General features: G+C 74.6%; 20 protein-coding genes. 12 read left to right on the top strand and 8 right to left on the bottom strand.

The window, feature by feature from the left end; translation table 11 throughout:
• Positions 1-441 precede the first annotated feature (441 nt).
• Genes M8C11_RS09100 through M8C11_RS09075 form a run of 6 tightly spaced genes read left to right on the top strand, consistent with a single transcriptional unit; the run spans position 442 to position 5,633 of the window.
• Positions 442-930: a YbaK/EbsC family protein gene (locus M8C11_RS09100; RefSeq protein ID WP_120568807.1), complete on the top strand. Its 489-nt coding sequence runs from the start codon at positions 442-444 to the stop codon at positions 928-930.
• Entirely contained in the window at positions 927-1,658 is a 732-nt protein-coding gene (locus M8C11_RS09095) for a monooxygenase (protein ID WP_252449247.1), read from the top strand. The genes M8C11_RS09100 and M8C11_RS09095 overlap by 4 nt, the downstream gene beginning before the upstream one ends.
• A complete protein-coding gene (locus M8C11_RS09090; RefSeq protein WP_252449246.1) occupies positions 1,655-2,209 on the top strand; it encodes a GNAT family N-acetyltransferase in 555 nt (184 codons plus the stop codon). The genes M8C11_RS09095 and M8C11_RS09090 overlap by 4 nt, the downstream gene beginning before the upstream one ends.
• The gene (locus M8C11_RS09085; protein ID WP_252449245.1) at positions 2,206-3,009 is read left to right on the top strand and encodes a carotenoid biosynthesis protein; all 804 of its coding nucleotides are present in this window, start codon (positions 2,206-2,208) and stop codon (positions 3,007-3,009) included. The genes M8C11_RS09090 and M8C11_RS09085 overlap by 4 nt, the downstream gene beginning before the upstream one ends.
• Positions 3,006-4,133: a glycosyltransferase family 2 protein gene (locus M8C11_RS09080; protein ID WP_252449244.1), complete on the top strand. Its 1,128-nt coding sequence runs from the start codon at positions 3,006-3,008 to the stop codon at positions 4,131-4,133. Before M8C11_RS09085 ends, M8C11_RS09080 begins: the two co-directional genes overlap by 4 nt.
• Positions 4,134-4,145: 12 nt before the next feature.
• Positions 4,146-5,633, top strand: a complete 1,488-nt coding sequence (locus M8C11_RS09075) for an NAD(P)/FAD-dependent oxidoreductase (RefSeq protein WP_252449243.1) — start codon at positions 4,146-4,148, stop codon at positions 5,631-5,633.
• 26 nt (positions 5,634-5,659) lie between these two features.
• Here the strand turns inward: M8C11_RS09075 and M8C11_RS09070 are convergent, their stop codons facing one another.
• Together M8C11_RS09070 and metF are read right to left on the bottom strand one after the other, a co-directional pair.
• Complete coding sequence (locus M8C11_RS09070) at positions 5,660-6,349, bottom strand: CDP-alcohol phosphatidyltransferase family protein (RefSeq protein ID WP_252449242.1); 690 nt, start codon at positions 6,347-6,349, stop codon at positions 5,660-5,662.
• 44 nt (positions 6,350-6,393) lie between these two features.
• Positions 6,394-7,311, bottom strand: coding sequence for a methylenetetrahydrofolate reductase [NAD(P)H] (gene metF / locus M8C11_RS09065; RefSeq protein ID WP_121686148.1), 918 nt, complete (start codon positions 7,309-7,311; stop codon positions 6,394-6,396).
• A gap of 227 nt (positions 7,312-7,538) precedes the next feature.
• Here metF and M8C11_RS09060 point away from each other — a divergent pair, with 227 nt between their 5' ends.
• Both M8C11_RS09060 and M8C11_RS09055 read left to right on the top strand, forming a co-directional pair.
• The gene (locus tag M8C11_RS09060) at positions 7,539-8,993 is read left to right on the top strand and encodes a helix-turn-helix transcriptional regulator (RefSeq protein ID WP_252449241.1); all 1,455 of its coding nucleotides are present in this window, start codon (positions 7,539-7,541) and stop codon (positions 8,991-8,993) included.
• Positions 8,994-9,056: 63 nt separating this feature from the next.
• Positions 9,057-10,139 (top strand): polyprenyl synthetase family protein, encoded by a 1,083-nt coding sequence (locus tag M8C11_RS09055; RefSeq protein WP_252449240.1) that lies wholly within the window; start codon positions 9,057-9,059, stop codon positions 10,137-10,139.
• A 103-nt stretch (positions 10,140-10,242) separates the two neighbouring features.
• Here the strand turns inward: M8C11_RS09055 and M8C11_RS09050 are convergent, their stop codons facing one another.
• Complete coding sequence (locus M8C11_RS09050) at positions 10,243-10,623, bottom strand: Rv2175c family DNA-binding protein (RefSeq protein WP_252449239.1); 381 nt, start codon at positions 10,621-10,623, stop codon at positions 10,243-10,245.
• Between the two features lie 142 nt (positions 10,624-10,765).
• Between M8C11_RS09050 and pknB the strand changes: the two genes are divergently transcribed.
• Both pknB and M8C11_RS09040 read left to right on the top strand, forming a co-directional pair.
• Positions 10,766-12,751 (top strand): Stk1 family PASTA domain-containing Ser/Thr kinase, encoded by a 1,986-nt coding sequence (gene pknB, locus M8C11_RS09045; RefSeq protein WP_252449238.1) that lies wholly within the window; start codon positions 10,766-10,768, stop codon positions 12,749-12,751.
• Positions 12,748-13,617 carry a deoxyribonuclease IV gene (locus M8C11_RS09040; RefSeq protein ID WP_252449374.1) on the top strand — a complete coding sequence of 290 codons (870 nt, stop codon included), beginning with the start codon at positions 12,748-12,750 and terminating at the stop codon, positions 13,615-13,617. Before pknB ends, M8C11_RS09040 begins: the two co-directional genes overlap by 4 nt.
• A gap of 107 nt (positions 13,618-13,724) precedes the next feature.
• Here M8C11_RS09040 and M8C11_RS09035 read toward each other — a convergent pair whose 3' ends face one another.
• From M8C11_RS09035 to M8C11_RS09020, 4 genes are all read right to left on the bottom strand, one after another.
• On the bottom strand, positions 13,725-14,699 hold the full coding sequence (locus tag M8C11_RS09035; protein WP_252449373.1) for a low specificity L-threonine aldolase: 975 nt from the start codon (positions 14,697-14,699) through the stop codon (positions 13,725-13,727).
• Positions 14,700-14,919: 220 nt separating this feature from the next.
• Positions 14,920-16,326 (bottom strand): class II 3-deoxy-7-phosphoheptulonate synthase, encoded by a 1,407-nt coding sequence (locus M8C11_RS09030; protein ID WP_013475760.1) that lies wholly within the window; start codon positions 16,324-16,326, stop codon positions 14,920-14,922.
• A gap of 57 nt (positions 16,327-16,383) precedes the next feature.
• Positions 16,384-16,914: a hypothetical protein gene (locus M8C11_RS09025; protein WP_252449237.1), complete on the bottom strand. Its 531-nt coding sequence runs from the start codon at positions 16,912-16,914 to the stop codon at positions 16,384-16,386.
• 173 nt (positions 16,915-17,087) lie between these two features.
• Positions 17,088-18,722 (bottom strand): glycosyl hydrolase family 18 protein, encoded by a 1,635-nt coding sequence (locus M8C11_RS09020; RefSeq protein WP_252449236.1) that lies wholly within the window; start codon positions 18,720-18,722, stop codon positions 17,088-17,090.
• Positions 18,723-18,865: 143 nt separating this feature from the next.
• Here M8C11_RS09020 and M8C11_RS09015 point away from each other — a divergent pair, with 143 nt between their 5' ends.
• Positions 18,866-19,354, top strand: coding sequence for a glutathione peroxidase (locus M8C11_RS09015; protein WP_252449235.1), 489 nt, complete (start codon positions 18,866-18,868; stop codon positions 19,352-19,354).
• Positions 19,355-19,396: 42 nt separating this feature from the next.
• On the opposite strand, the gene M8C11_RS09010 is transcribed toward M8C11_RS09015, so the two are convergent.
• A complete protein-coding gene (locus tag M8C11_RS09010; protein ID WP_252449234.1) occupies positions 19,397-20,488 on the bottom strand; it encodes a hypothetical protein in 1,092 nt (363 codons plus the stop codon).
• 159 nt (positions 20,489-20,647) lie between these two features.
• Here M8C11_RS09010 and M8C11_RS09005 point away from each other — a divergent pair, with 159 nt between their 5' ends.
• Positions 20,648-21,115: a hypothetical protein gene (locus M8C11_RS09005; RefSeq protein ID WP_252449233.1), complete on the top strand. Its 468-nt coding sequence runs from the start codon at positions 20,648-20,650 to the stop codon at positions 21,113-21,115.
• Positions 21,116-21,197 lie beyond the last annotated feature (82 nt).

Raw genomic sequence — 21,197 nt, 5'->3', positions numbered from 1 at the left:
TCGGTGCGGAGGAAGACGCACCCTTTCAGGTGGCGGCCGGCCGGATGTGGACGCTTCCCCACACCCACACCCGGCCGGCGTGCCGGCGGGTCCGTCGCCCGCCGCCCGGGGGTCGTGGGCGGCGGGCGACGACCTGCCTGACGGGCCCGGACTCGCGACTGTCCGAGACCCGGTGCGGCCCGCGGTGCCGCACCTCCCGGAAGCCGGTGCCGCGAAACACCGCTTCCGGAGCGTTCGACGGGTGCGCGACCGGCTCGGATCAGGCCGGGCCAGCCGGGGAGCTGAGCCGCTTGCCATTCGAGCCGGAATCGAACACTCGTTCTAACTACCCTGACAGTACACCTCCCCACCGACGAAAACGCAACGTGTGACGCGCCGGGGACGCACGGGAGGGCGACGGCCCCCGGCGGGGCCGCGCCGGGGTGAGGGAAGAATGGGGGCATGCAGCCACACCCGAACGTGCAGGCGGTGCAGCGCGCGCTCGACGACGCGGGCGCGCGGAACGGATCGGGCGAGGCCAGCCTCGTCCGGCTACTGCCCGAGGCGGTGCACACCGCGGCCGCGGCGGCCGAGGCGCTCGGCGTCGCCGTCGGCGCCATCGCCAACTCGCTGATCTTCGACGCGGACGACGCGCCGCTGCTGGTGCTCACCTCCGGCGCGCACCGGGTGGACACCGCCGGGCTGGCCGCCACGCTGGGCGTGACCCACCTGCGCCGGGCCACCCCGGAGTTCGTCAAGCGGCACACCGGGCAGGTGATCGGCGGCGTCGCCCCGGTCGGCCACCCCGCGCCGCTGCGGACCGTCGTCGACACCGCACTGGCCGGGTACGACGAGGTGTGGGCGGCCGGCGGCGTGCCCCGGGCGGTGTTCCCCACCACGTACGCGGAACTGCTGCGGATCACCGCCGGCACCCCGGCCGAGGTGGCGTGAACCCCGGACTCGTCACGCTGCACGTATGGCGTGTGCCCCGCCGGGCCGTACCCGGTGTGCCGGCCCGGATGGCCACCCACCCGGCACGGCTGCGCCGGCTGCCGGGCGTGCGCTTCGCCAAGCTGCTCGGCACCGGGACCGGCACCGGCTTCGGCCCCGGCGACGCCGACCTGACCCGGTGGGCCGCGCTCGTGGTCTGGGACTCCCCCGCCGACGCGGACGGCTTCGAAGCCTCCCCGGTCGCCCGCTCCTGGGCCCGGATCGCCCACGCCTCGGTACGGGTGGACCTGCGCCCGCTGACCAGCCGCGGCCGGTGGTCCGGCCGGGAGCCGTTCGGCGCGCCGTCGGGCGGGCGGGTCACCGGGCCGGTGCTGGCGCTGACCCGGGCCCGGCTGCGGGCCCGCCGGGCGGCCACGTTCTGGCGCGCGATCCCGCCGGTCGCCGCCGAGCTGCACACCGCGCCCGGCCTGCTCGCCCGGTTCGGCGTCGGCGAGGCGCCGCTGGGCTGGCAGGGCACGGTGAGCGTGTGGCGCGACCCGGCGGACCTGGTCGCGTTCGCGTACCGTTCCCCGGAGCACCGCGCCGCGATCACCCGCACCCCCACCGAGGGCTGGTACGCGGAGGAACTGTTCGCGCGGTTCGCGGTGGGCGACGTGGTCGGCGACCGTACGGTGCTCGGCTGGGCCGCCGCCGACGGCGACCCGGAAACATCGAGAGGGTACGCATGAGGCTGGTGCGGTGGACACCGGACGACCTGGTCCGGCGGCTGGACGACGTGGTGGCCGTCTACGGCGAGGCGATGGGCTACCGGCCCGACCTGCTGGAGGCCCGCCGCGGCTACATCGCCACCCACGTCCGCCGGCCCGGCTTCCGCGCCGTCGCCAGCCTGACCAGCGAGGGGCACCTGGCCGGTTTCGGGTACGGCTACCGGGGCGCCACCGGGCAGTGGTGGCACGACCAGGTGCACCGGGCGCTGAACGCGCAGGACCGGCAGCGCTGGCTGGCCCACCCGTTCGAGGTGGTCGAGTTGCACGTCCGCCCGCCCGCGCAGGGGCACGGCCTGGGCGCCCGCCAGTTGCGCGCGCTGCTCGCCGTGGCCGAGGGCGACACCACGCTGCTGTCCACGCCGGAGGCCGACGAGGAGAAGTCCCGGGCCTGGCGGCTGTACCGCCGGTTCGGCTTCGTCGACGTCCTGCGCCACTTCCACTTCCCCGGCGACGAGCGGCCGTTCGGCGTGCTCGGCCGGGACCTGCCGCTGCCCCCGCCGGACGTGTCATGAAGGGTCGGCTGCCCTGGGCGCTGCTGGCCGTGCTGGTGCTCGCCCAGATCTGCTACCCGCTCACCGGCGGCGCGACCCGGGCCGGGCTCACGGTGGCCACGGTGGTGCTCGGCTGGCTGCTCTCGGTCGGCCACGCGCTGCTCACCCGGGGCGTCCGTGCCGCCGCCGCGCTGGTCGCTGTCGTCACCGGCGGCGGGTTCGCGGTGGAGGCGATCGGCGTGGCCACCGGGTTCCCGTTCGGCAGCTACGACTACTCCGGCGAGCTGGGCCCGAAGCTGGCCGGGGTGCCGCTGATCATCCCGCTCGCCTGGACCTGGATGGCCTGGCCGGCCTGGCTCACCGCGGTCCGGCTGGTCCGCTCCCGGGTCGCGCGGATCGCGCTCTCCGCGGTGGGGCTGGCCGCCTGGGACCTGTTCCTCGACCCGCAGATGGTGGCCGAGGGCTACTGGACCTGGCTCGACGCCACCCCGGCGCTGCCCGGGCTACCCGGCATCCCGATCAGCAACTACCTGGGGTGGCTGGGCTTCGCGGTGCTGCTCGCCGTCGCGCTGCGCCCGCTCGCCGGGCCGTCGGCGGACCGGGTCGACGGCCGGGACGCCCCGATGTTCGCGCTCTACCTCTGGACGTACGCCTCCAGCGTGCTGGCGCACGCGGTGTTCCTGCGGCTGCCGGCCTCGGCGCTGTGGGGCGCGGCCGGGATGGCGGTGGCGGCGGTGCCGCTGGCGGTGACGCTGTGGCGGGCCCGCCGGGACCCGGCCGCCGAGCCGCAGCCGGCGCCGCGCGTCGACGCCCCGGCATGATCGCCGCCCTCGCGCTGGCCGTGGCGGTCGCCGCGCTCACCGGGCACACGCTCGTCAACGCGTACGCCTGGCTGCGCCGCCCCACCGCCGGCCCGGCCGAGGTGACCGAGCCGGTGGCGGTGCTGCTGCCGTTGCGCGACGAGGCCGAGCGGGTCACCCCGTGCCTGCGCGCGCTGCTGGCCCAGCGCGGCGTGCCGGACCTGCGCATCGTGGTGCTCGATGACGGCTCGACCGACGGCACCGCCGACGTGGTCCGCGCGGTGGCCGGTGACGATCCCCGGGTCACGCTGCTCACCGGCGTCGCCCCGCCGCCCGGCTGGCTGGGCAAGCCGCACGCCTGCTGGCAGCTCGCCACCCGGACCGGCCCGGAACCGGCCGTGCTGGCCTTCGTCGACGCCGACGTGGTGCTCACCCCGTACGCGGTGGCGGCGGCGGTGACCGAGTTGCGCGCGGCGGACGCGGCGCTGCTGTCGCCGTACCCCCGGATCGTGGTGCGGACGGCGGCCGACCGGCTGGTGCAGCCGTTGTTGCAGTGGTTGTGGCTGACGTTCCTGCCGCTGCGCGCGATGGAACGCTCGCGGCGGCCCTCGCTGGCCGCGGCGGGCGGGCAGTTCCTGGTCGTGGACCGGGCCGGCTACCTGCGGGCCGGCGGGCACGCGGCGGTGGCCGACAAGGTGCTGGAGGACATCGAGCTGGCCCGGGCGGTGAAGCGGGCCGGCGGGCGGATCGCGCTCGCCGACGGGTCCCGGCTGGCGTCCTGCCGGATGTACGACACCTGGCCGCAGCTGCGCGACGGCTACACCAAGTCGCTGTGGGCGACGTTCGGGCATCCCACCGCCGCGGCGGCCGTGCTGGCGCTGCTGTTCGCGCTCTACGTCGCGCCGCCGCTGCTGGCCGCCGGGGCGCTGCTCGCCGGCGCGCCGGCGGTGGCCGCTGTGGCGTTCCTGGCCTACCTGGCCGGCGTCGCCGGGCGGGTGGTGAGCGCCCGCGCCACCGGCGGGCGGGCGTGGCCCGACGCGCTGGGCCACCCCGTGTCGGTCGTGGTCCTCGGTTGGCTGACCGTCCGGTCGTACCATCTGCGGAAGCGACACCGGCTCACCTGGCGGGGTCGCCCGGTCACCTAGGAGGGGCACGCCATGGCGCGCATCGTGGTCATCGGCGCCGGGGTGGGCGGGCTCGCCGCCGCCGCCCGGCTCGCGGTCACCGGGCACGAGGTCACCGTCCTCGAACGGGCCGGCACGGTCGGGGGCAAGCTCGGCCGGTACGCCCACCACACCCCGGAGGGGGTGTGGCACTTCGACACCGGGCCGAGCCTGTTCACGCTGCCACAGGTCTTCCACGACCTGTTCGAGGCGACCGGGGCGAAGCTCGACGAATACCTCGATCTGGTCCCGCTGGACCCGATCGTGCGGCACGTCTTCCCCGGCGGCGGGCAGGCGCTCGACTCCTGCGCCGACCCGGACGAGTTCGCCGCCCGGATCGGCGCCGCGTTCGGCGACCGGTCCGCCGCCGACTGGCGCGGGCTGTGGCGGCGCGCCGGCCGGGTGTGGTCGGCCTCGCACCGGGACATCCTGCGCCGTACCGTCGACTCGCCCCGCGACCTGGCCGCGCTGGCCTGGCGGCTGGGCGACCTGGCCGCCATCGGCCCCGGCCGTACGCTGCGCGGGCTGGGCCGCCGCCACCTGTCCGACCCGCGGCTGCGGATGCTGCTGGACCGGTACGCCACGTACACCGGCGCGGACCCGCGCCGCGCCCCGGCCGCGCTCGTCGCCGTGCCCTACGCGGAGCTGGCGTACGGCGGCTGGTACCTGCGCGGCGGGCTGGGCACGCTCGCCGACGCGCTGCTGTCGCGCTGCCTGGACCTGGGCGTGGTGGTACGCACCGGCGCCACCGTCACCCGGATCGACGCCGCGGGCGGGCGGGTGCACGGCGTACGCGTGACGGGGACGGCCGCGCCGGTGCCCGCCGACGTGGTGGTGGCAAACGTGGACGCGCTCACCGTCTACCGGGACCTGCTGCCCGACCCGCGCCGGCTGGCCGCGCTCACCGACCGCAGCCTGGCCGGGTTCGTGCTGCTGCTGGGCGTGCGCGGCGACTCCGGGCTGGCCCACCACAACGTCTTCTTCCCCCGCGACTACGACGCCGAGTTCGACGCCGTGTTCGGTGACCCGGGTCGCGGGGTGCGGGCCCGCCCGGCGCCCGACCCGACGGTGTTCGTCACCGCCGCCGACGACCCGGCGGTCCGGCCGGACGGCCACGAGGCGTGGTTCGTGCTGGTCAACGCGCCCCGGCACGGCACCGCCGCGAGCGCCGTGGACTGGCGGCGGCCCGGCCTGGCCGAGGCGTACGCGGACCGGATCCTCGACGTGCTGGCCGAGCGCGGGGCCGACGTGCGGGACCGGCTGGTGTTCCGGGAGATCCGCACCCCGGCGGACCTGGACGCGGCCACCGGCGCGCCGGGCGGGGCGATCTACGGCACGGCGGGCGGGCTGCTGCGCCCGGCCAACCGGGGCCCGGTGGCCGGGCTCTGGCTGGTCGGCGGCTCCAGCCACCCGGGCGGCGGCCTGCCCATGGTGACGCTGTCCGCGGAGATCGTCGCGGAGGCGGTCGGCCCGGCCTGGTGAGGTGCCGCCGCCCGGGGGCGCGGCGGTCAGCCGGCGTCGGCCAGGGCGCGGCGGACGGCGGAGAGCAGCTGGCCGAGGCCGAACCCGGCGAGCAGCACCCAGACCGTGGTGGCCATGGTGATGGTGCCGGCGGTCAGGTCGGCGTCGATCAGGCCGGTGAGCCCGGCGACCAGCAGCCCGACCAGCGCCACGCAGACCCGGGTGGGCCGCTCCCCCACCGTCACCGCGCCGATCTCCCGCATGCCGGCCGACACCGCGCGCGCCCGCACGTACTCGTGCAGCCAGGACAGGCCGCCGGCCGCCGCCACCAGCGCGCCCGGCGCGCCGAGCAGCCAGAACGCGACCAGCCAGGCCACCTCGCCGAGCCGGTCGGCGACCGAGTCGTACACGTACCCGAGACGGGTGGTGCGGCCGGTGGCCACCGCCACCGCGCCGTCGACGCTGTCGGCCACGGCCGCCAGCAGCACGAACAACGCGCCCAGGAACGGCCCGTTGCCGGGCCGCTCCACGAACAGGGGTACGCAGAAGCAGAGCAGCACCCCGAACACGGTCACCGGGGTCGGGCCGACGCGCAGCCGGCCCAGCACGTAGCCCACGTGGTAGGCGAAGCGCAGCCAGGCGCGCACCACCGGCGCGGCGGTACGCGGATCGAAGCCGCCGTGCAAGCGCGCCCACGCGGTCGCGTACTGGTCCCAGTTCAGCTGTGTGCCCACCACGGATCAACCGTAGAAGCACGGCGCGGGTGTCGTGTGGCGGGTGGTCACACCCGCGCGGCGGCGCGCAGCCGCTGCCACACCTCCCGGGTCGCCGTGGACCGGTTGAGCGTGATGAAGTGGATCCCCGGCACGCCCTCGTCGAGCAGCTTCTCGCACATCTCGCTCGCCTGCTCGACGCCGAGGCGGCGGACCGCCTCCGGGTCGTCGGCCACCCGCTCGAACCGCTCCGCCAGCGCCGGCGGGAACGGCGCGCCGGACAGCTGCACCGACCGTTCGATGGTGCCGATCTGGGTCACCGGCATCACCCCGGCCAGGATCGGCGTGTCGCAGCCCGCGGCGGCCACCCGGTCGCGCAGCCGCAGGTACTCGTCGGCGTCGAAGAACATCTGGGTGATCGCGAACTCGGCGCCGGCCCGGCACTTGCGGACGAAGTGCGCGGTGTCGCTGTCCACGTCCGGCGAGCGCGGGTGCTTGTACGGGAAGGCGGCCACGCCGACGCTGAAGTCGCCGCTGTCGCGGACCAGCCGGACCAGGTCCTCGGCGTACCGGACGCCCTCGGGGTGGGCGATCCACTCGCCGCCCGGGTCGCCCGGCGGGTCGCCCCGCACGGCCAGCACGTTGCGCACCCCGACCGAGGCCAGCCGGCCGATCACGTGCCGCAGCTCGGCCACCGAGTGGTTCACCGCGGTCAGGTGCGCCATCGGCAGCAGCGTCGTCTCGGTGGCGATCCGCTCGGTCACCGCCACCGTGGTGTCGCGCGTCGAGCCGCCCGCGCCGTAGGTGATCGACACGAACGAGGGACGCAGCGACTCCAGCTCGCGGATGGCCTGCCAGAGCAGCTTCTCCCCGGCCTGGGTCTTCGGCGGGAAGAACTCGAAGGAGAACGTGGGGCGGCCGTCACGGATCAGCTCCCCGATGGCCGGCTGGGGATTGGGAAGGACCGAGGGAAGACCGAGCGCCACGGACCGACTGTAACCGGGACGGCACGCCGCACCGGGAATCTTCCCAGCCCGCGAACACCTGCCCCGGCGCGACGTCGTACCCCGGGGGTAGAACTACGGCAGCGCGGTGGGGCGGCCGACGGCCGTCCCGGGGGCCCGCGCGGGGGTCGCCACGACGGCGACGCGCCGGCGCCACCACCTGGCCGGGCGTCCGCGTCGCCATCCGCGCCATCGCCCCGGAGGTTCCGATGATCCCGTCCCCGCCGCCCGGCCCGCGCCTGCTCGGGCCGCTGCTGGCCGAGTTGCGGGCCGCCCGTGGCTGGAGCCAGCAGCGGATGGCCGCCGAGCTGTGTGCCGCCTCCGGGGTGCCCACGCTGACCCGAAACGAGGTGTCCCGCTGGGAACGCCAGCTGCGGCTTCCCGGCGACTTCTGGTCCGCCTGGCTGGCGACGGTCCTGGGGGTGCCGGGCGAGCTGCTGGCCGGGGCCGCCGCCCGCAGCCGCCGGCTGGGCGTGGCGCCCGCCGCGGTCGACCCGGCCGGATCCCGCGCCCGGCTGGCCCTGCTCACGCTCGCGTACCGCTGGGCGGCCGACCCGGGCGGCCGCACGCCGGCCGGCCCGTTCGCCGCCGCACCGCCGCCGCGGCCCGGCCGTCCCGGGCGGGACGGCGAGCACCGGACCGCTCGCCGCGGCCCACGCAGGCCCGTCGCGGACGAACCCTGGCCGCTCGGCGCCGACGTCCCGAGCGGCCCGGACGACGAGCCCGCCGGAGGCGGTTCCGGTCGTGGTCACCCGGCGGACGGGGTGACGCTCGCCACGCTGCGGCGCTGGGACGACCTGCTCGGCGGCGGCGACCTCGCCGGGCACGGCGCCCGCCGGCTGCGGCGGGCGGTCCGCGGCTACCGGCGCGCCGGGCCCGCCGGCCGGCGGGCGATGCTGCCCGCGCTCGCCGAGTCGGCGCAGCTCGCCGGCTGGCTGGCCGCCGACGCGGGCGACCCCGGTGGGGGCCTGGTCGCGTACCGGCTGGCGCTGCGGGCGGCGGTGGCCGCCGGGCAGCCGCCGCTGGCCGGGTACGTGCTCGCGTCGGCCAGTCACCTGCTGGCCGACGCCGGCGACGCGGCCGGCGCGCTGGTCCTGGCCCGGATCGGGTACGCCGCCGGCCGCGCCGGCGCCTCACCCGGCCTGCGGGCGCTGCTGCTGCACCGGGTGGCGCTCGCCGCCGCGCTCGCCGGGCGTCCCCGCGCCGCCGGGCAGGCGCTGGCCGGGGCGGATCGGGCCGGCACGCCGGAGCCCGGCCGGGAGCCGCCCTGGCTCTACTGGCTCGACGCGGCCGAGCTGGCGGCGATGACCGGGCGCACGCTCGTCGCGCTGGGCCGTCCGGCCGCCGCCGTGCCGCTGCTGACGCCCGCGGTGGGCGCGCGGGGCCGCCCGCGCCGGTCCGCCGTGTACGGCGGCTGGCTGGCCCGCGCTCACCTGGGCCTGGGCGCGGTGCCCGAGGCGTGCGCGGTGGCCGGCGATGCGCTGCTCGACGCGGTCCGGTCCGGTTCCCACCGGGCCGTCGGCCAGCTCACCGCGTTCCGCCGCGGCCTGGCGCACGCGCCGCCCGGTCCGGCCACCCGGGGGTACGCGCGAGCGCTCACCACGGCCCGCCCGTACCTGCCGTCCGGCGTGCCGCGCCACCTGCGCGACCGTCCGTCCCGGTGACGCACGAGGCACGCCGGGACGCCGGGCACGACGAGAGCGGGTGCGAACCGCTAGCGTCGTGGCGTGACCCACGCTGCTCCCGTATCCCCCGTCGATCGCGCCGGCCTGCGCCAGCGGATCGACAAGGCGCTGACCGAGTTCCTCGCCGGCCAGCGCGGCTGGCTGACCGCCGTCGACGACGGCCTGCTGCCCGTCGCCGAGGCGATCGAGGCGTTCGTGCTGGGCGGCGGCAAGCGGCTGCGCCCGGCGTTCGGCTACTGGGGTTACCGGGGCGCCGGCGGGGTCGACTCCGACCAGGTCGTCGCCACCCTGGCCGCGCTGGAGTTCGTGCAGGCCAGCGCGCTGATCCACGACGACCTGATGGACCGGTCGGACACCCGGCGCGGCGAGCCGGCGATGCACAGGCGGTTCGCCGCCCGGCACCGCGCGGCGAGCTGGGGCGGCGACGCGGACTCCTTCGGCGACGCCGCGGCGATCCTGCTGGGCGACCTGTGCCTGGTCTGGTCCGACGAGCTGCTGCACTCATCCGGCCTGCCGCCGGCCACAGTGGCCCGCGCCCGGCCGGTCTTCGACGAGATGCGCACCGAGGTGACAGTCGGGCAGTACCTGGACGTGCTGACCCAGGCCACCGGGGACACCTCGCTGGACCGGGCGGCCAAGGTGGCCCGGTACAAGTCGGCGAAGTACACGGTCGAGCGCCCGCTGCTGCTCGGCGCCGCGCTGGCCGGCGCGCCGGCCGAGGTGCACGCCGCGTACTCGGCGTACGGGCTGCCGCTGGGTGAGGCGTTCCAGCTCCGCGACGACGTGCTGGGGGTGTTCGGCGACCCGGAGCGCACCGGCAAGCCGGCCGGCGACGACCTGCGCGAGGGCAAGCGGACGTACCTGGTGGCGGCCGCCCTGGAGACGCTCGACCCGGCCGGCCGGGAGGCGCTGCTGGCCGGGCTCGGCGTACCGGACCTGGACGCGGCCGGGGTGGACCGGCTGCGTGAGCTGATCACCAGCAGCGGCGCGCTGGATCGGGCCGAGCGGCACATCGCCGCGCTCACCGAGAGCGCCCTGGCCGCGCTCACCGCTGTCGACCTGGACACCGAGGCCCGCCAGGCCCTGGTCGACCTGGCCATAGCCGCCACCCGCCGCCCCGCCTGACCGCCCCTCGCCCCTTGCGGGCGTCGATCATGAAGTTGGCGGCGAAGTCGATCTCCGATCGTGCCGCCAACTTCATGATCGACGGGCTCAGCGGCGGGGTGGGTTAGAAGGCGACGGCCTGGGCTCGGCGTTTGACCTCTCGGGCCAGGTCGCCGCCGAGGGCCACGGCGGGGGTGCCGGGAAGACTGGGGTCCTCCCGGTAGAGCCAGCGCAGCGCCTCCTCGTCGTCGTAACCGGCGTCGGCGAGCAGGTTGAGCACGCCGGGCAGGTGCTTGAGCACGGTGTGGTTGGCCACCAGGTCGGCCGGGATCCGGCGGACGCCGTCGCGGCGCACCGCGATCAGCTCACGGTCGCGGATCATCTGGTGCACCTTGCTGATCGACAGGTCCAGGCGCTCGGCCACGTCGGGCAGCGTCAGCCAGCCGGCCGGGTCGGCCGGTCCGGCCAGGTCGGGGCCGGTCTCGGCGGGTACGGAATCGGTCACCCGACCACCCTGCCACGTGCCCGCCGGGCCCGGTGCACGGCACCCCGCACCACCGCCGGGAGCGCGGCGGTCCCCCCGTGTCGCAACCCGGCGGTAGCATCCTGTTCTACCTTCATCCTTCCGACACATAGACTGCCTGCCGATGGACACACAGGTCGCCGACACGTTGCTGGGCTCGCTGATCGAGGGGCGCTACCGCATTCGCGGGCGCGTCGCCCGAGGCGGCATGGCGACCGTGTACACCGCCACCGACGAGCGCCTGGAGCGCACCGTGGCGGTCAAGATCATTCACCCGACCCAGGCGCCGCAGGCCAAGGCCCGGATGGCCGGCTTCGTCGAACGCTTCACCGACGAGGCCAAGACCATCGCCCGGCTCACCCACCCGAACGTGGTGGCGGTCTACGACCAGGGCATCCACGCGGGCCTGCCGTACCTGGTGATGGAGTACGTCCGCGGCCGCACGCTGCGCGACGTGCTCGCCGAGCGCCGCCGGCTCAACCCGGACGAGGCGCTCGCGATCACCGAGCAGATGCTCGCCGCGCTCGCCGCCGCGCACCGGGCCGGCCTGGTGCACCGCGACGTCAAGCCGGAGAACGTGCTGGTCGCCGAGGTGCCCACCGGCGGCAGCCGCAACCTGGTCGACAGCGTGGTCAAGGTGGCCGACTTCGGGCTGGCCCGGGCCGTCGAGGCCAGCGCCGAGGACGAGAACGGCAACCAGCTCATGGCGACGGTGGCGTACGTGGCGCCGGAGCTGGTCACCCAGGGCCACGCGGACCCGCGCACCGACGTCTACTCGGCCGGCATCGTGCTGTTCGAGATGCTCACCGGCCGGGTGCCCTACGACGGCGACCGTCCGGTGGAGGTCGCGTGGCAGCACGTCGACCGGGACGTACCGGCGCCGTCGACGCTGGTGCCGACGCTGCCGCCGGCTCTCGACGCGCTCGTCGCGCGGGCCACCCGGCGCGATCCGGCCGGCCGCCCGGCCGACGCCGCGGCGCTGTTGAGCGAGGTGCAGGCGGTCCGCGACCAGCTGGGCGACCCGCACGCGCACACCACCGTGCTGCCGCAGCTCAGTGACGACACCGCGGTCCTGAGCCAGCCGACCCAGATGGTGGCCGCGCTCCAGCCGGTCGAGCGCCCGGCGTGGGCGCGGCTGCCCGAGGGCGGCGCCGCACAGCGCCCGCACCGGCGCCGCGCCGTCGAGGAGGACGTCCCGGGGACCGGGTTCGCCGCTCTGCGTACCCGGATCATGGGCTCGCCGCGCGGCCGGCTGGCCGTCGCCGCGGCGGTCGTGGTGCTCGGCCTGGTCGCCGCGGTGGGTGGCTGGTGGTTCGGCGTGGGCCGCTACACGGTCGCGCCGCAGATGGTGAGCCTGACCAAGGCCGACGCGGAGGCGCAGGCCCAGCGCGGCGGCTTCACGCTGAAGTACGCCACCCCGCGCCACGACGAGCAGGTCCCCAAGGACACGGTGCTCGGGCAGTCGCCCGGTTCGGCCGCGCGGATCGTCAAGGGCGGCACGATCACGCTGACCCTGTCGCTCGGTCCGGAGCGGCTGCCGGTGCCGGACGTGGTGGGCAAGGACTACGCGCTGGCCCAGGCCGAGCTGGAGGGCGCCAACCTGGTCGTGGTCAAGGGCTCCTCCCGGTACGACGACACGCTGCCCGCGGGTGTGGTGCTGGCCACCGACCCGAAGGTGGGCACAGTGGTCAAGCCCGGGGCGAAGGTGACGGTGATCCTCAGCAAGGGCCGCGCCCCGGTGACGGTGCCCAACCTGGTCGGCAAGAGCCTCACCGAGGCGCGCACCATCCTCGCGCAGCTCGGGCTGAAGCCGGTGGAGAACGTCAAGGACTCCGACAAGCCGAAGGACGAGATCCTCGGCCAGAGCCCGGCCGACGGCACCGGCGTGGAGAAGGGCGCCCAGGTCAAGCTGGAGATCAGCAAGGGTCCGCCGCAGGTGGCCGTCCCCCGGGTGATCGACATGCCCTGCCAGCAGGCCAAGCAGACGCTGGAGAGCCAGGGCTTCCCGGTCAACGTCCAGCTCAACCCGAACGGCATCGTCCGGCTCCAGAACCCGGCCGAGAACACGCCTGTGCCGCCGGGTACGACGGTCACGGTGACGTGCCTGTGAATGCGTGTGACGGGCGCCGGCGGGTGGGGTCGCACACCCCCACCTCCGGCGGCCTGGCCCGGGCGGCCCTGCCGTACGCGGACGCGGCCGAGTCCGAGGTGGTGCAGGTCTACGTCTCGAACTCGCGCGGCTGGGCGCTGCCGGCCGGTGACCCGGCGCAGGACACGTTGTTCCGCGACGGCTGCGGCGAGCGCGGGCTGCCCGTGTTCATCCACGCGTCGCTGCTGGTCAACCTCGGCTCCCCCACCCCGGCGACAGTGACCCGGTCGACGGAGACGCTGGCCCACGCGCTGCGGCGGGGCCGGGCGATCGGCGCCGAGGGCGTGGTGTTCCACGCCGGCAGCTCGGTCGACGCCGGTCACGACGAGGCGGCCCTGCGGCAGGTCCGGGAGGCGCTGCTCCCGCTGCTCGACGAGATCGCGGCCGCCGGCGGGCCGATGCTGCTGGTCGAGCCGAGCGCCGGCGGCGGGCGGTCGCTGGCGTCCCGGGTCGAGCACCTCGGCCCCTACCTGGACGCGGTCGACCGGCACCCGATGCTCGGGGTCTGCTTCGACACCTGTCACGCCTGGGCGGCCGGTCACGACCTGGCCGCCGAGGGCGGCATGACCGCCACGCTCGACACGCTGGTCGCCACTGTGGGCGCGGACCGGCTGCGGCTGGTGCACGCGAACGACTCGAAGGACCTGTGCGGCTCCACCCGCGACCGGCACGAGAACATCGGCAAGGGCACCATCGGCGAGCCGGCGTTCGCCGAGCTGATGCGGCATCCGGCGACCGCCGGCGTGCCCGTGCTGGTGGAGACCCCCACGGAGAAGCACATCGGCCACGCCGCCGACATAGCCACCCTCAAGCGCCTCCACCCTTGACGGGGTTCGCTCCCCTCCCCGCGTGACTCCGGTGATCAAGGAGTTCGTGTCCCGCTCCGGCGCGGATTCGGACACGAACTCCTTGATCACCGCCGACCCGGGGTGGGTCAGGCGCGCAGGGCGGTGTTCAGGATGGCGGCGGCGCGGTCGATCTGCGCGTCGGTGACGTCCAGGTGGGTGACCAGCCGGGCGGTACGCGGGCCGAGCACCGAGATCAGCAGCCCCTCCGCCCGCGCGGCCGCCGCCAGCGCGTGCGCGTCCAGCGGGTGCTTGGTCAGGTCCAGCGGCACGATGTTGGTCCGCACCACCGACGCGAGCACCCCGTGCGGGGCGACCGCCTCGGCCAGCCGGGCCGCCTTGACGTGGTCGTCGGCCAGCCGCTCGACGTGGTGCGCCAGCGCGTACCGGCCCGCGGCGGCGAGGATGCCGACCTGCCGCATGCCGCCGCCCATCCGCTTGCGCAGGAACCGCGCCCGGGCGATCTTCTCCGCGCTGCCCACGATCAGCGAGCCGACCGGCGCGCCGAGGCCCTTGGAGAGGCAGACCGAGAGCGTGTCGAACAGCACGCCGTACCCGGCCAGCGGCACCCCGTCGGCCACGTGCGCGTGCCAGATCCGCGCGCCGTCGCAGTGCAGGGCCACCCCGTGCTCGTCGGCGACCGCACGCATCCGGCGCAGCGTCGGCAGCGGGATCACCCCACCGCCGCCCCGGTTGTGTGTCTGCTCCACGGCGATCGCCCGCGTGGGCACCGCGAAGTAGCCGTCCGGCCGGATCATCCCGGCGACCACGTCGGGGTCCAGCTCCGCGCCCACCGCGGGCCAGGTCCGCGAGGAGATCCCGCCGTACGCGGCGGCGGCACCGACCTCGTACGTGACCACGTGCGCGTCGGCGTCGCAGAGCAGCTCGTCGCCGGGCGGTACGTGCAACTGGAGCGCGATCTGGTTGGCCATCGAACCGCTCGGGGCGAACAGCGCCGCCTCATGACCGAACAGCGCGGCCACCTCGGCCTCCAGCGCGGTGACCGTCGGGTCCTCGCCGTAGACGTCGTCGCCCACCTCGGCGGCGGCCATCGCCTCCCGCATCCCCGGCGTCGGCCGGGTCACGGTGTCCGTCCGCAGATCGATGACCTCACCCACGGTGCCTCCTCCGGCTGCCGACTGCGGGGCTCGCAAGCTCACTCCTCGCGTCAGCCACTGTGCCCCCTCCGGCTGCCGACTGCGGGGCTCGCAAGCTCACTCCTCGCGTCAGCCACTGTGCCCCCTCCGGCTGCCGACTGCGGGGCTCGCAAGCTCACTCCTCGCGTCAGCCACGGAGCATCTCCGCCACCAGGAACGCCAACTCCAGCGACTGCTGGGTGTTCAGCCGGGGGTCGCAGGCCGTCTCGTACCGGTCGGGCAGGTCGAGGTCCTCGATGCCCTGGGCGCCGCCGAGGCACTCGGTGACGTCCTCGCCGGTCAGCTCGACGTGCAGACCACCCGGGTGGGTGTCCAGGCCGCGGTGCACCTCGAAGTAGCCGAGCACCTCGTCGACGATCCGGTCGAAGTGCCGGGTCTTGTAGCCGTTGGAGGACTCGTGCGTGTTGCCGTGCATCGGATCGCACTGCCAGACGACCTTTGCGCCGGCGGCGGTGACCTTGGCGACGATCGGCGGCAGCGCGTCCCGGACCCGGTGGTTGCCCATCCGGCTGATCAGCGTGAGCCGGCCGGGGATGTTGTCCGGGTTGAGCTTCTCGCAGAGCTCGATCGCCTCGTCCGGGGTGGTCGTCGGGCCGAGCTTGACCCCGATCGGGTTGGCGATGCGGGAGATGAAGTCGATGTGCGCCCCGTCGATCTGCCGGGTCCGCTCGCCGATCCACAGGAAGTGCCCGGACAGGCCGTACGCCTTGCCGTTGGAGATCCGGGTCAGCGCCCGGTCGTACTCCAGCGCGAGCGCCTCGTGCGAGCAGTGCAGCGTGACGGTGCGCAGCGCCTCGTCGTCGGTCATCCCGCAGGCCCGGATGAAGGCCAGCGCCCGGTCGATCTCGCGGGCGATCGCGTCGTAGCGCTCGCCGGCCGGGGACCGCCGGACGAAGTCCTTGTTCCAGTCGTGCACGGCGTGCAGGTCGGCCAGCCCGCCGGCCAGGTATGCGCGGAGCATGTTCATCGCGGCGGCCGAGTTCGCGTACGCCCGGATCATGCGCTGCGGGTCGGCGACCCGCGCCTCCGGCGTGGCCTCCAGGGAGTTGATCATGTCGCCGCGGTAGGCGGGCAGGCCGCGGGCGTCGGTCGGCAGCGACCGGGGCTTGGTGTACTGGCCGGCGACCCGGGCGACCTTGACCACCGGCAGCGACGCACCGTAGGTGAGCACGATGGCCATCTGGAGCAGCGTGCGGGCGTTGGCGAGCAGGTGGCTCTCGGTGTTGTCGGCGAAGGTCTCCGCGCAGTCACCGCCCTGGAGCAGGAACGCCTTGCCCTCGCAGACCAGCGCGAGCCGCTGCCGCAACTGGTCGACCTCGTAGGGCGCGACCACGGAGGGCACCGTGTCCAGCACCCGGCAGACCTCGGCGACCTGGGCCGGGTCGTCCCAGGGCGGGGTCTGCGCGCGCGGCAGCTCCCGCCAGCGGTCGAGGCCGAGGGCCGCGTCCTCGGCGGAGTCGGCGGTCGGTCGGCTGGTCTGCAGACCAGGGCTACCCACGGCGGGGTGACTCAGCTGATGCCACTCATGGCGCATGAAGGAAAGCGTACGGCGACCGTCGCGATCACTCACCGCCGAGGGGGATGGTTCCGGTCACTGGGAGGGAACCGGTGAGGGCGCCATCGCCGGCGGCGGTGGCCCCGCCGGGTCGGCGGTCGGCTCGACCGCGCGCTCGCCGGGCGCCTCGCCGGAGATGCACCAGTCCGCGCCGTTACGGGTGACGGTGAACAGCAGCGACCGGGCGGCCTTGCGCGAGCCGGCGGCAACCGTGATCGAGGCGCTGACCTCCTGGCCGTTCGGGCCGGAGCGGACCTCGGTGATCGTCGCCTCGGGCACCGTGAAGTGGTCGGCGAAGTCGCCATTCGGGCCGGTGGCGGCGGAGTCGAAGGCGGCGTGCATGGGCGCGCAGAGCTGGCTGCGGCCGGCGGCGGCGTCGCGGGCGGTCAGCGCGTCCAGGTACGCCTGCACGCGTTCCCGGCTCTTGACCGCCGCCTCCTCGGCCGGCGCCTTCCCGCTGGGCGGGGTGTCGCCGCCCTGGCCGCCCGAGCCGCAGGCGGTCAGGGCCGCCGGCAGGAGCGCGAGGAGGGCGAGCCCGGCGAACCGGCCCCGGTGGCTGCGACCCATCTGTCCTCCCGTCGCGTGGACTCGTCGAGCGGCGAGTGTGCCACATCCGGCCCGGGCGGCCGGGTGACTCCCCATCCTGACCCGGATCGGCGCGCTCGGCCAGGACGGCACGCGGGCGGGGAGGGGCCGGTGCGGCCCCTCCCCGCCGGGTGGGTGGTGCGTCGGCCCTCGGCTCAGCCGAGACCGCCCTTGATGGCGCCGATCAGCTCACCGTTGCTGGTGTCACCGGAGAGCTCCCAGAAGAACGCGCCACCGAGGCCCTGGCTGTTGGCGTAGCTCATCTTTCCGCCGATGGTCGACGGGGTGTCGTAGCTCCACCAGTTGCTGCCGCACTTGGCGTACGCCGTGCCGGCGACGGTGCCGGTGGCCGGGCAGCTGTTCTTGAGCACCTTGTAGTCCTCGATGCCCGCCTCGTAGGTTCCCGGGGCCGCGCCGGTGGCGCTGCCGCCGGGTGCGGCCTGGGTCACGCCGGTCCAGCCGCGTCCGTAGAACCCGACGCCGAGCAGCAGCTTGCTGGACGGTACGCCCTTGGACTTGAGCTTCTGGATCGCCGCGTCCGACCAGAAGCCCTGCTGCGGGATGCCGGCGTAGGAGTAGAGCGGCGAGTGCGGCGCGGTCGGTCCCTGCGCGTTGAAGGCGCCGAAGTAGTCGTACGTCATCGGCATCAGCCAGTTGAGGTTGTTCGCGGCGCCGGCGTAGTCGGTGGCGTCGATCTTGCCGCCGTTGCTGCCGTCGGCGGTGATCGCCGCGGTGACCAGGAAGCTGGAGCCGAACTTGCTCCGCAGCGCCGAGACCACGTTCTTGAACGCGTTCGGGCCGCTGCTGTCGCACTGGAGGCCGCAGGCGTTCGGGTACTCCCAGTCGACGTCGATGCCGTCGAAGACGTCCGCCCAGCGCGGGTCCTTGACCAGGGAGTAGCAGGAGTCGGCGAACGCGGCCGGGTTCTGCGCGGCCTGGGTGAAGCCGCCGGACCAGGTCCAGCCGCCGAAGGACCAGAGCACCTTCAGGTTCGGGTACATCTTCTTCAGCTTGCGCAGCTGGTTGAAGCTGCCGCGCAGCGGCTGGTCCCAGGTGTCGGCGACGCCGTCGACGCTGTCCGCCGCGGTGTACGCCTTCTCGTAGTCGGCGTAGCTGTCCCCGATGCTGCACCGGCCGCCCGTGGTGTTGCCGAAGGCGTACAGGATGTGGGTCAGCTTGGCGGCCGAGCCGCTGGTGTGGATGTTCTTGACGTGGTAGTTGCGGGCGTAGACGCCCCACTCGGCGAAGTAGCCGACGACCTTCTTGCCACCGGGCGGCGGCGTGGTGGGCGGCTGCGTGGTCGGCGGCGCGGTCGTCGGCGGCGCAGTCGTGGGCGGCGCCGTGGTCGGCGGCGCCGTGGTCGGCGCGGTGGTCGTCGGCGTGCCGCCGCCGGTGCAGGAGCCACCGTTGATCGTGCAGCTCACCGGCGCCTTGTACGCGCCGGTGCCGTTGTAGCCCCAGCTGAAGCTGGCGCCGGGGGCGAGCGTCGCGGCCCAGCTCTTGTTGACCGCCACGTAGCGGTCACCGCTGCGGGTGATGTCGGCGTCCCAGGAGCTGCTGATCGAGGTGCCGGAGGGCAGCGTGAACTCGATGCGCCAGCCGTTGACGGTGGAGCTGGTGCCGTTGGTGACTGTCACCCGCCCCTCGTGGCCGGTCCCCCAGTCCTGCACCTTGGCGAACGTGGCGGTGACGCTGCCGGCGGCCGAAGCGGTGGTCATGGGCACCGCGGCGACCGCGAGCGCGACCACGGCGCCGGTGGCCCACAGGGCCCGGCGGAGCGATCTCTTCATACGGCGTCCCTCCAATAGTTAGGAAACTTTCCAAATTGATTGCTGAGACGCTACTCACGCCGTCACCACTTCGTCAAGATGTAGATGCATCGATTTCACGGGTGACGCGGGACGGTGGGCACGAGGGCCCGTAGCCTCGTCCCATGACCGTTTTCGACGTCCAGATCGACGCCCTCACCGGCGACCCGGCCGACCTCGGCCGCTACCGCGGCCGCGCCCTGCTCGTGGTCAATGTGGCCTCCCGCTGCGGCCTCACCCCGCAGTACGCGGGCCTCCAGGAACTCGCCGACACGTACGCCGGACGCGGGCTGACGGTGCTCGGGGTGCCGTGCAACCAGTTCGCCGGCCAGGAGCCGGGCAGCGCCGCCGAGATCGAGGAGTTCTGCCAGGTCAACTACGGCGTGACGTTCCCGCTGACGGAGAAGGTCGATGTCAACGGGCCGGACCGGCACCCGCTCTACGCGGAGCTGGTGTCCACGCCGGACGCCGAGGGACACACCGGCGACGTGCGCTGGAACTTCGAAAAGTTCCTCGTCGCGCCGGACGGCACGCCGGCCGCGCGGTTCGGCCCGCAGGTCACGCCCGAGGACCCCGAGCTGCGCGCGGCGATCGAGAAGGTACTGCCGGCCTGACGGGCGCAGCCGGGGCGGCGCCGGGGCCGGCTGCCGCCCCGGCTACGCCGCGCAGGGCCGCGACGGCACCGCGGACTTGCTCCGCAGGATCCGGTACGTCCCGGACGAGGTGGTCGAGAGCTCGTACCGGACCTGCCACAGCGTGCAGGTCTCCTGCGGGCGGTTCTTCGGCCCGTAGCCGGGGTCCTGAGTGCTCCGGAAGGTCACCACGGCCGCGACCACTGCCTGGCCGGCGTCGGTCAGCGAGCGCAGCACCACGTCGGAGTCGTGCGTGGTGACGAGCTGACGCCCGAACCGTTCCACGGCCCCGCCGTCGTCCGGGTCGAGGACGTCCCCGGCCGGATCGAACATGGCCGCGGCCGCCGGATAGTTTCGGTTGTTGACGGCGCTGAAGTAGGCGTCGAAGGTGCGGGCGACCTCAGCCGCTCGCGCGTCCACCACGCCCGCCTCGATCGTCACGAGGCCGACCACGGCCGGTGACTCCGAAGGGGACGGCGTCAGCTCCCACGGATCGGCGCTCGCCGGGTCGGACGAGGGCGCATCCGTGCCTGCCCCCGGGTCGTCCTCAATTCTGTGCGTCTGCCCGGGCGACGGGTCGGCGCCCGGCACGTCGGCGTCGTCCCGCACCAACCACAGGACGCCACCGGCCCCGAGTGCGATCGCCAGGCTGACGACGGCGGCGACCAGCATGGCTCGCAGGAACGCCCGCCGCGGTTCCGGCCCGGTACTGGGACCGTCCGACCCGTGGCCGTCGTCCGGCTCGGTGAGGCGATCCAGCTCGGCGACCCGGTCCGGCTCGATCACCACCTCCGGTCCGGTCACAGCGACCCGCTCGTCGTCGACGGGCACCGGCAATTCGACCGGCTCGGGGCCAAAGCCCAGCACGGTGCCGGGGCTCCGGGCCGGCGCGGTGCCGTCGCTCTCGGACGTCGTGGGCTCGTCACGGCCCACCGGTTTGGACCTGCCGCTTTCCAACGGGGCGAAAGGCGCGGCGCAGACCGGGCAGAGCGACGCGGCAGACGGAACGACCGAACCGCATTCCGCGCATTCTCGAACAGACATCGGCAGCTCCCCGCGTCCTCGGGAGAAAGAATTCGCCCGAGTGAATCGGAAACGGTTGTCGTCGCGCAACACCGAATCGCGACTGTGTCCTGTTCGACCGCAACTCCGTCCGGCCGTACGAACGGATCGGCCCGTCGAGCCCGGCGAGCGGTACCTACGGCCACTTTCCCGCAGAGGGCGGGAACTCATAACGTGGCTGACCCCGGAACATCGTCATCGATTGGTGATCACATGACGAGCACGATCGACGGTGACAGGAACCCGACAGAAACGACGCGATTCTTCACGCATAATCCGCCGCGCGAACGACAACAGGCTCCGATGTCGCCGACCACCCGCTATTTGTGCGGAGCGGCATACCGCAGTGAGCGATTCGCCGATGGAGTAATCGCCGAACTGATCGACGAGGGCCATCGGGCCGTCGTGCCGACCATCGGGTACGACCTGGAGCCGATCCTGCGTCACTGCTACCACGCACGGCATCTCTGGCTACTTCAGAACGCGCTCGTCTCGGCGATCCTGCTGGTGGGATTCTTCGCTGCGACCTGGTCCACGGTCCTGCTGGCCGGCATCGCGTTCCTGGCGAACCTCCTCAGCCCGCCCGCCGAACGGGCGGACCGGTCGACGGCATACCTCGTGCTCGGCGGCCTCGCACTAGCTGTAATGCCCATGAGGGTTGTTGACGGCGTGGCGGCTTGAGACGAGGCGAGACCTCCGGCGAGGTGTGAGGTGCTGACGCCCACACGGAACCGGAGGTCTCATGGCCCACCGTAATGCCCGG

The sequence above is a fragment of the Micromonospora sp. CPM1 genome (genome assembly GCF_023896895.1).
Classification (GTDB): Bacteria; Actinomycetota; Actinomycetes; order Mycobacteriales; family Micromonosporaceae; genus Micromonospora; species Micromonospora tulbaghiae.
The sequence above is the reverse complement of the archived record's forward strand: the minus strand, read 5'-3'. Positions and strand labels throughout refer to the sequence as shown.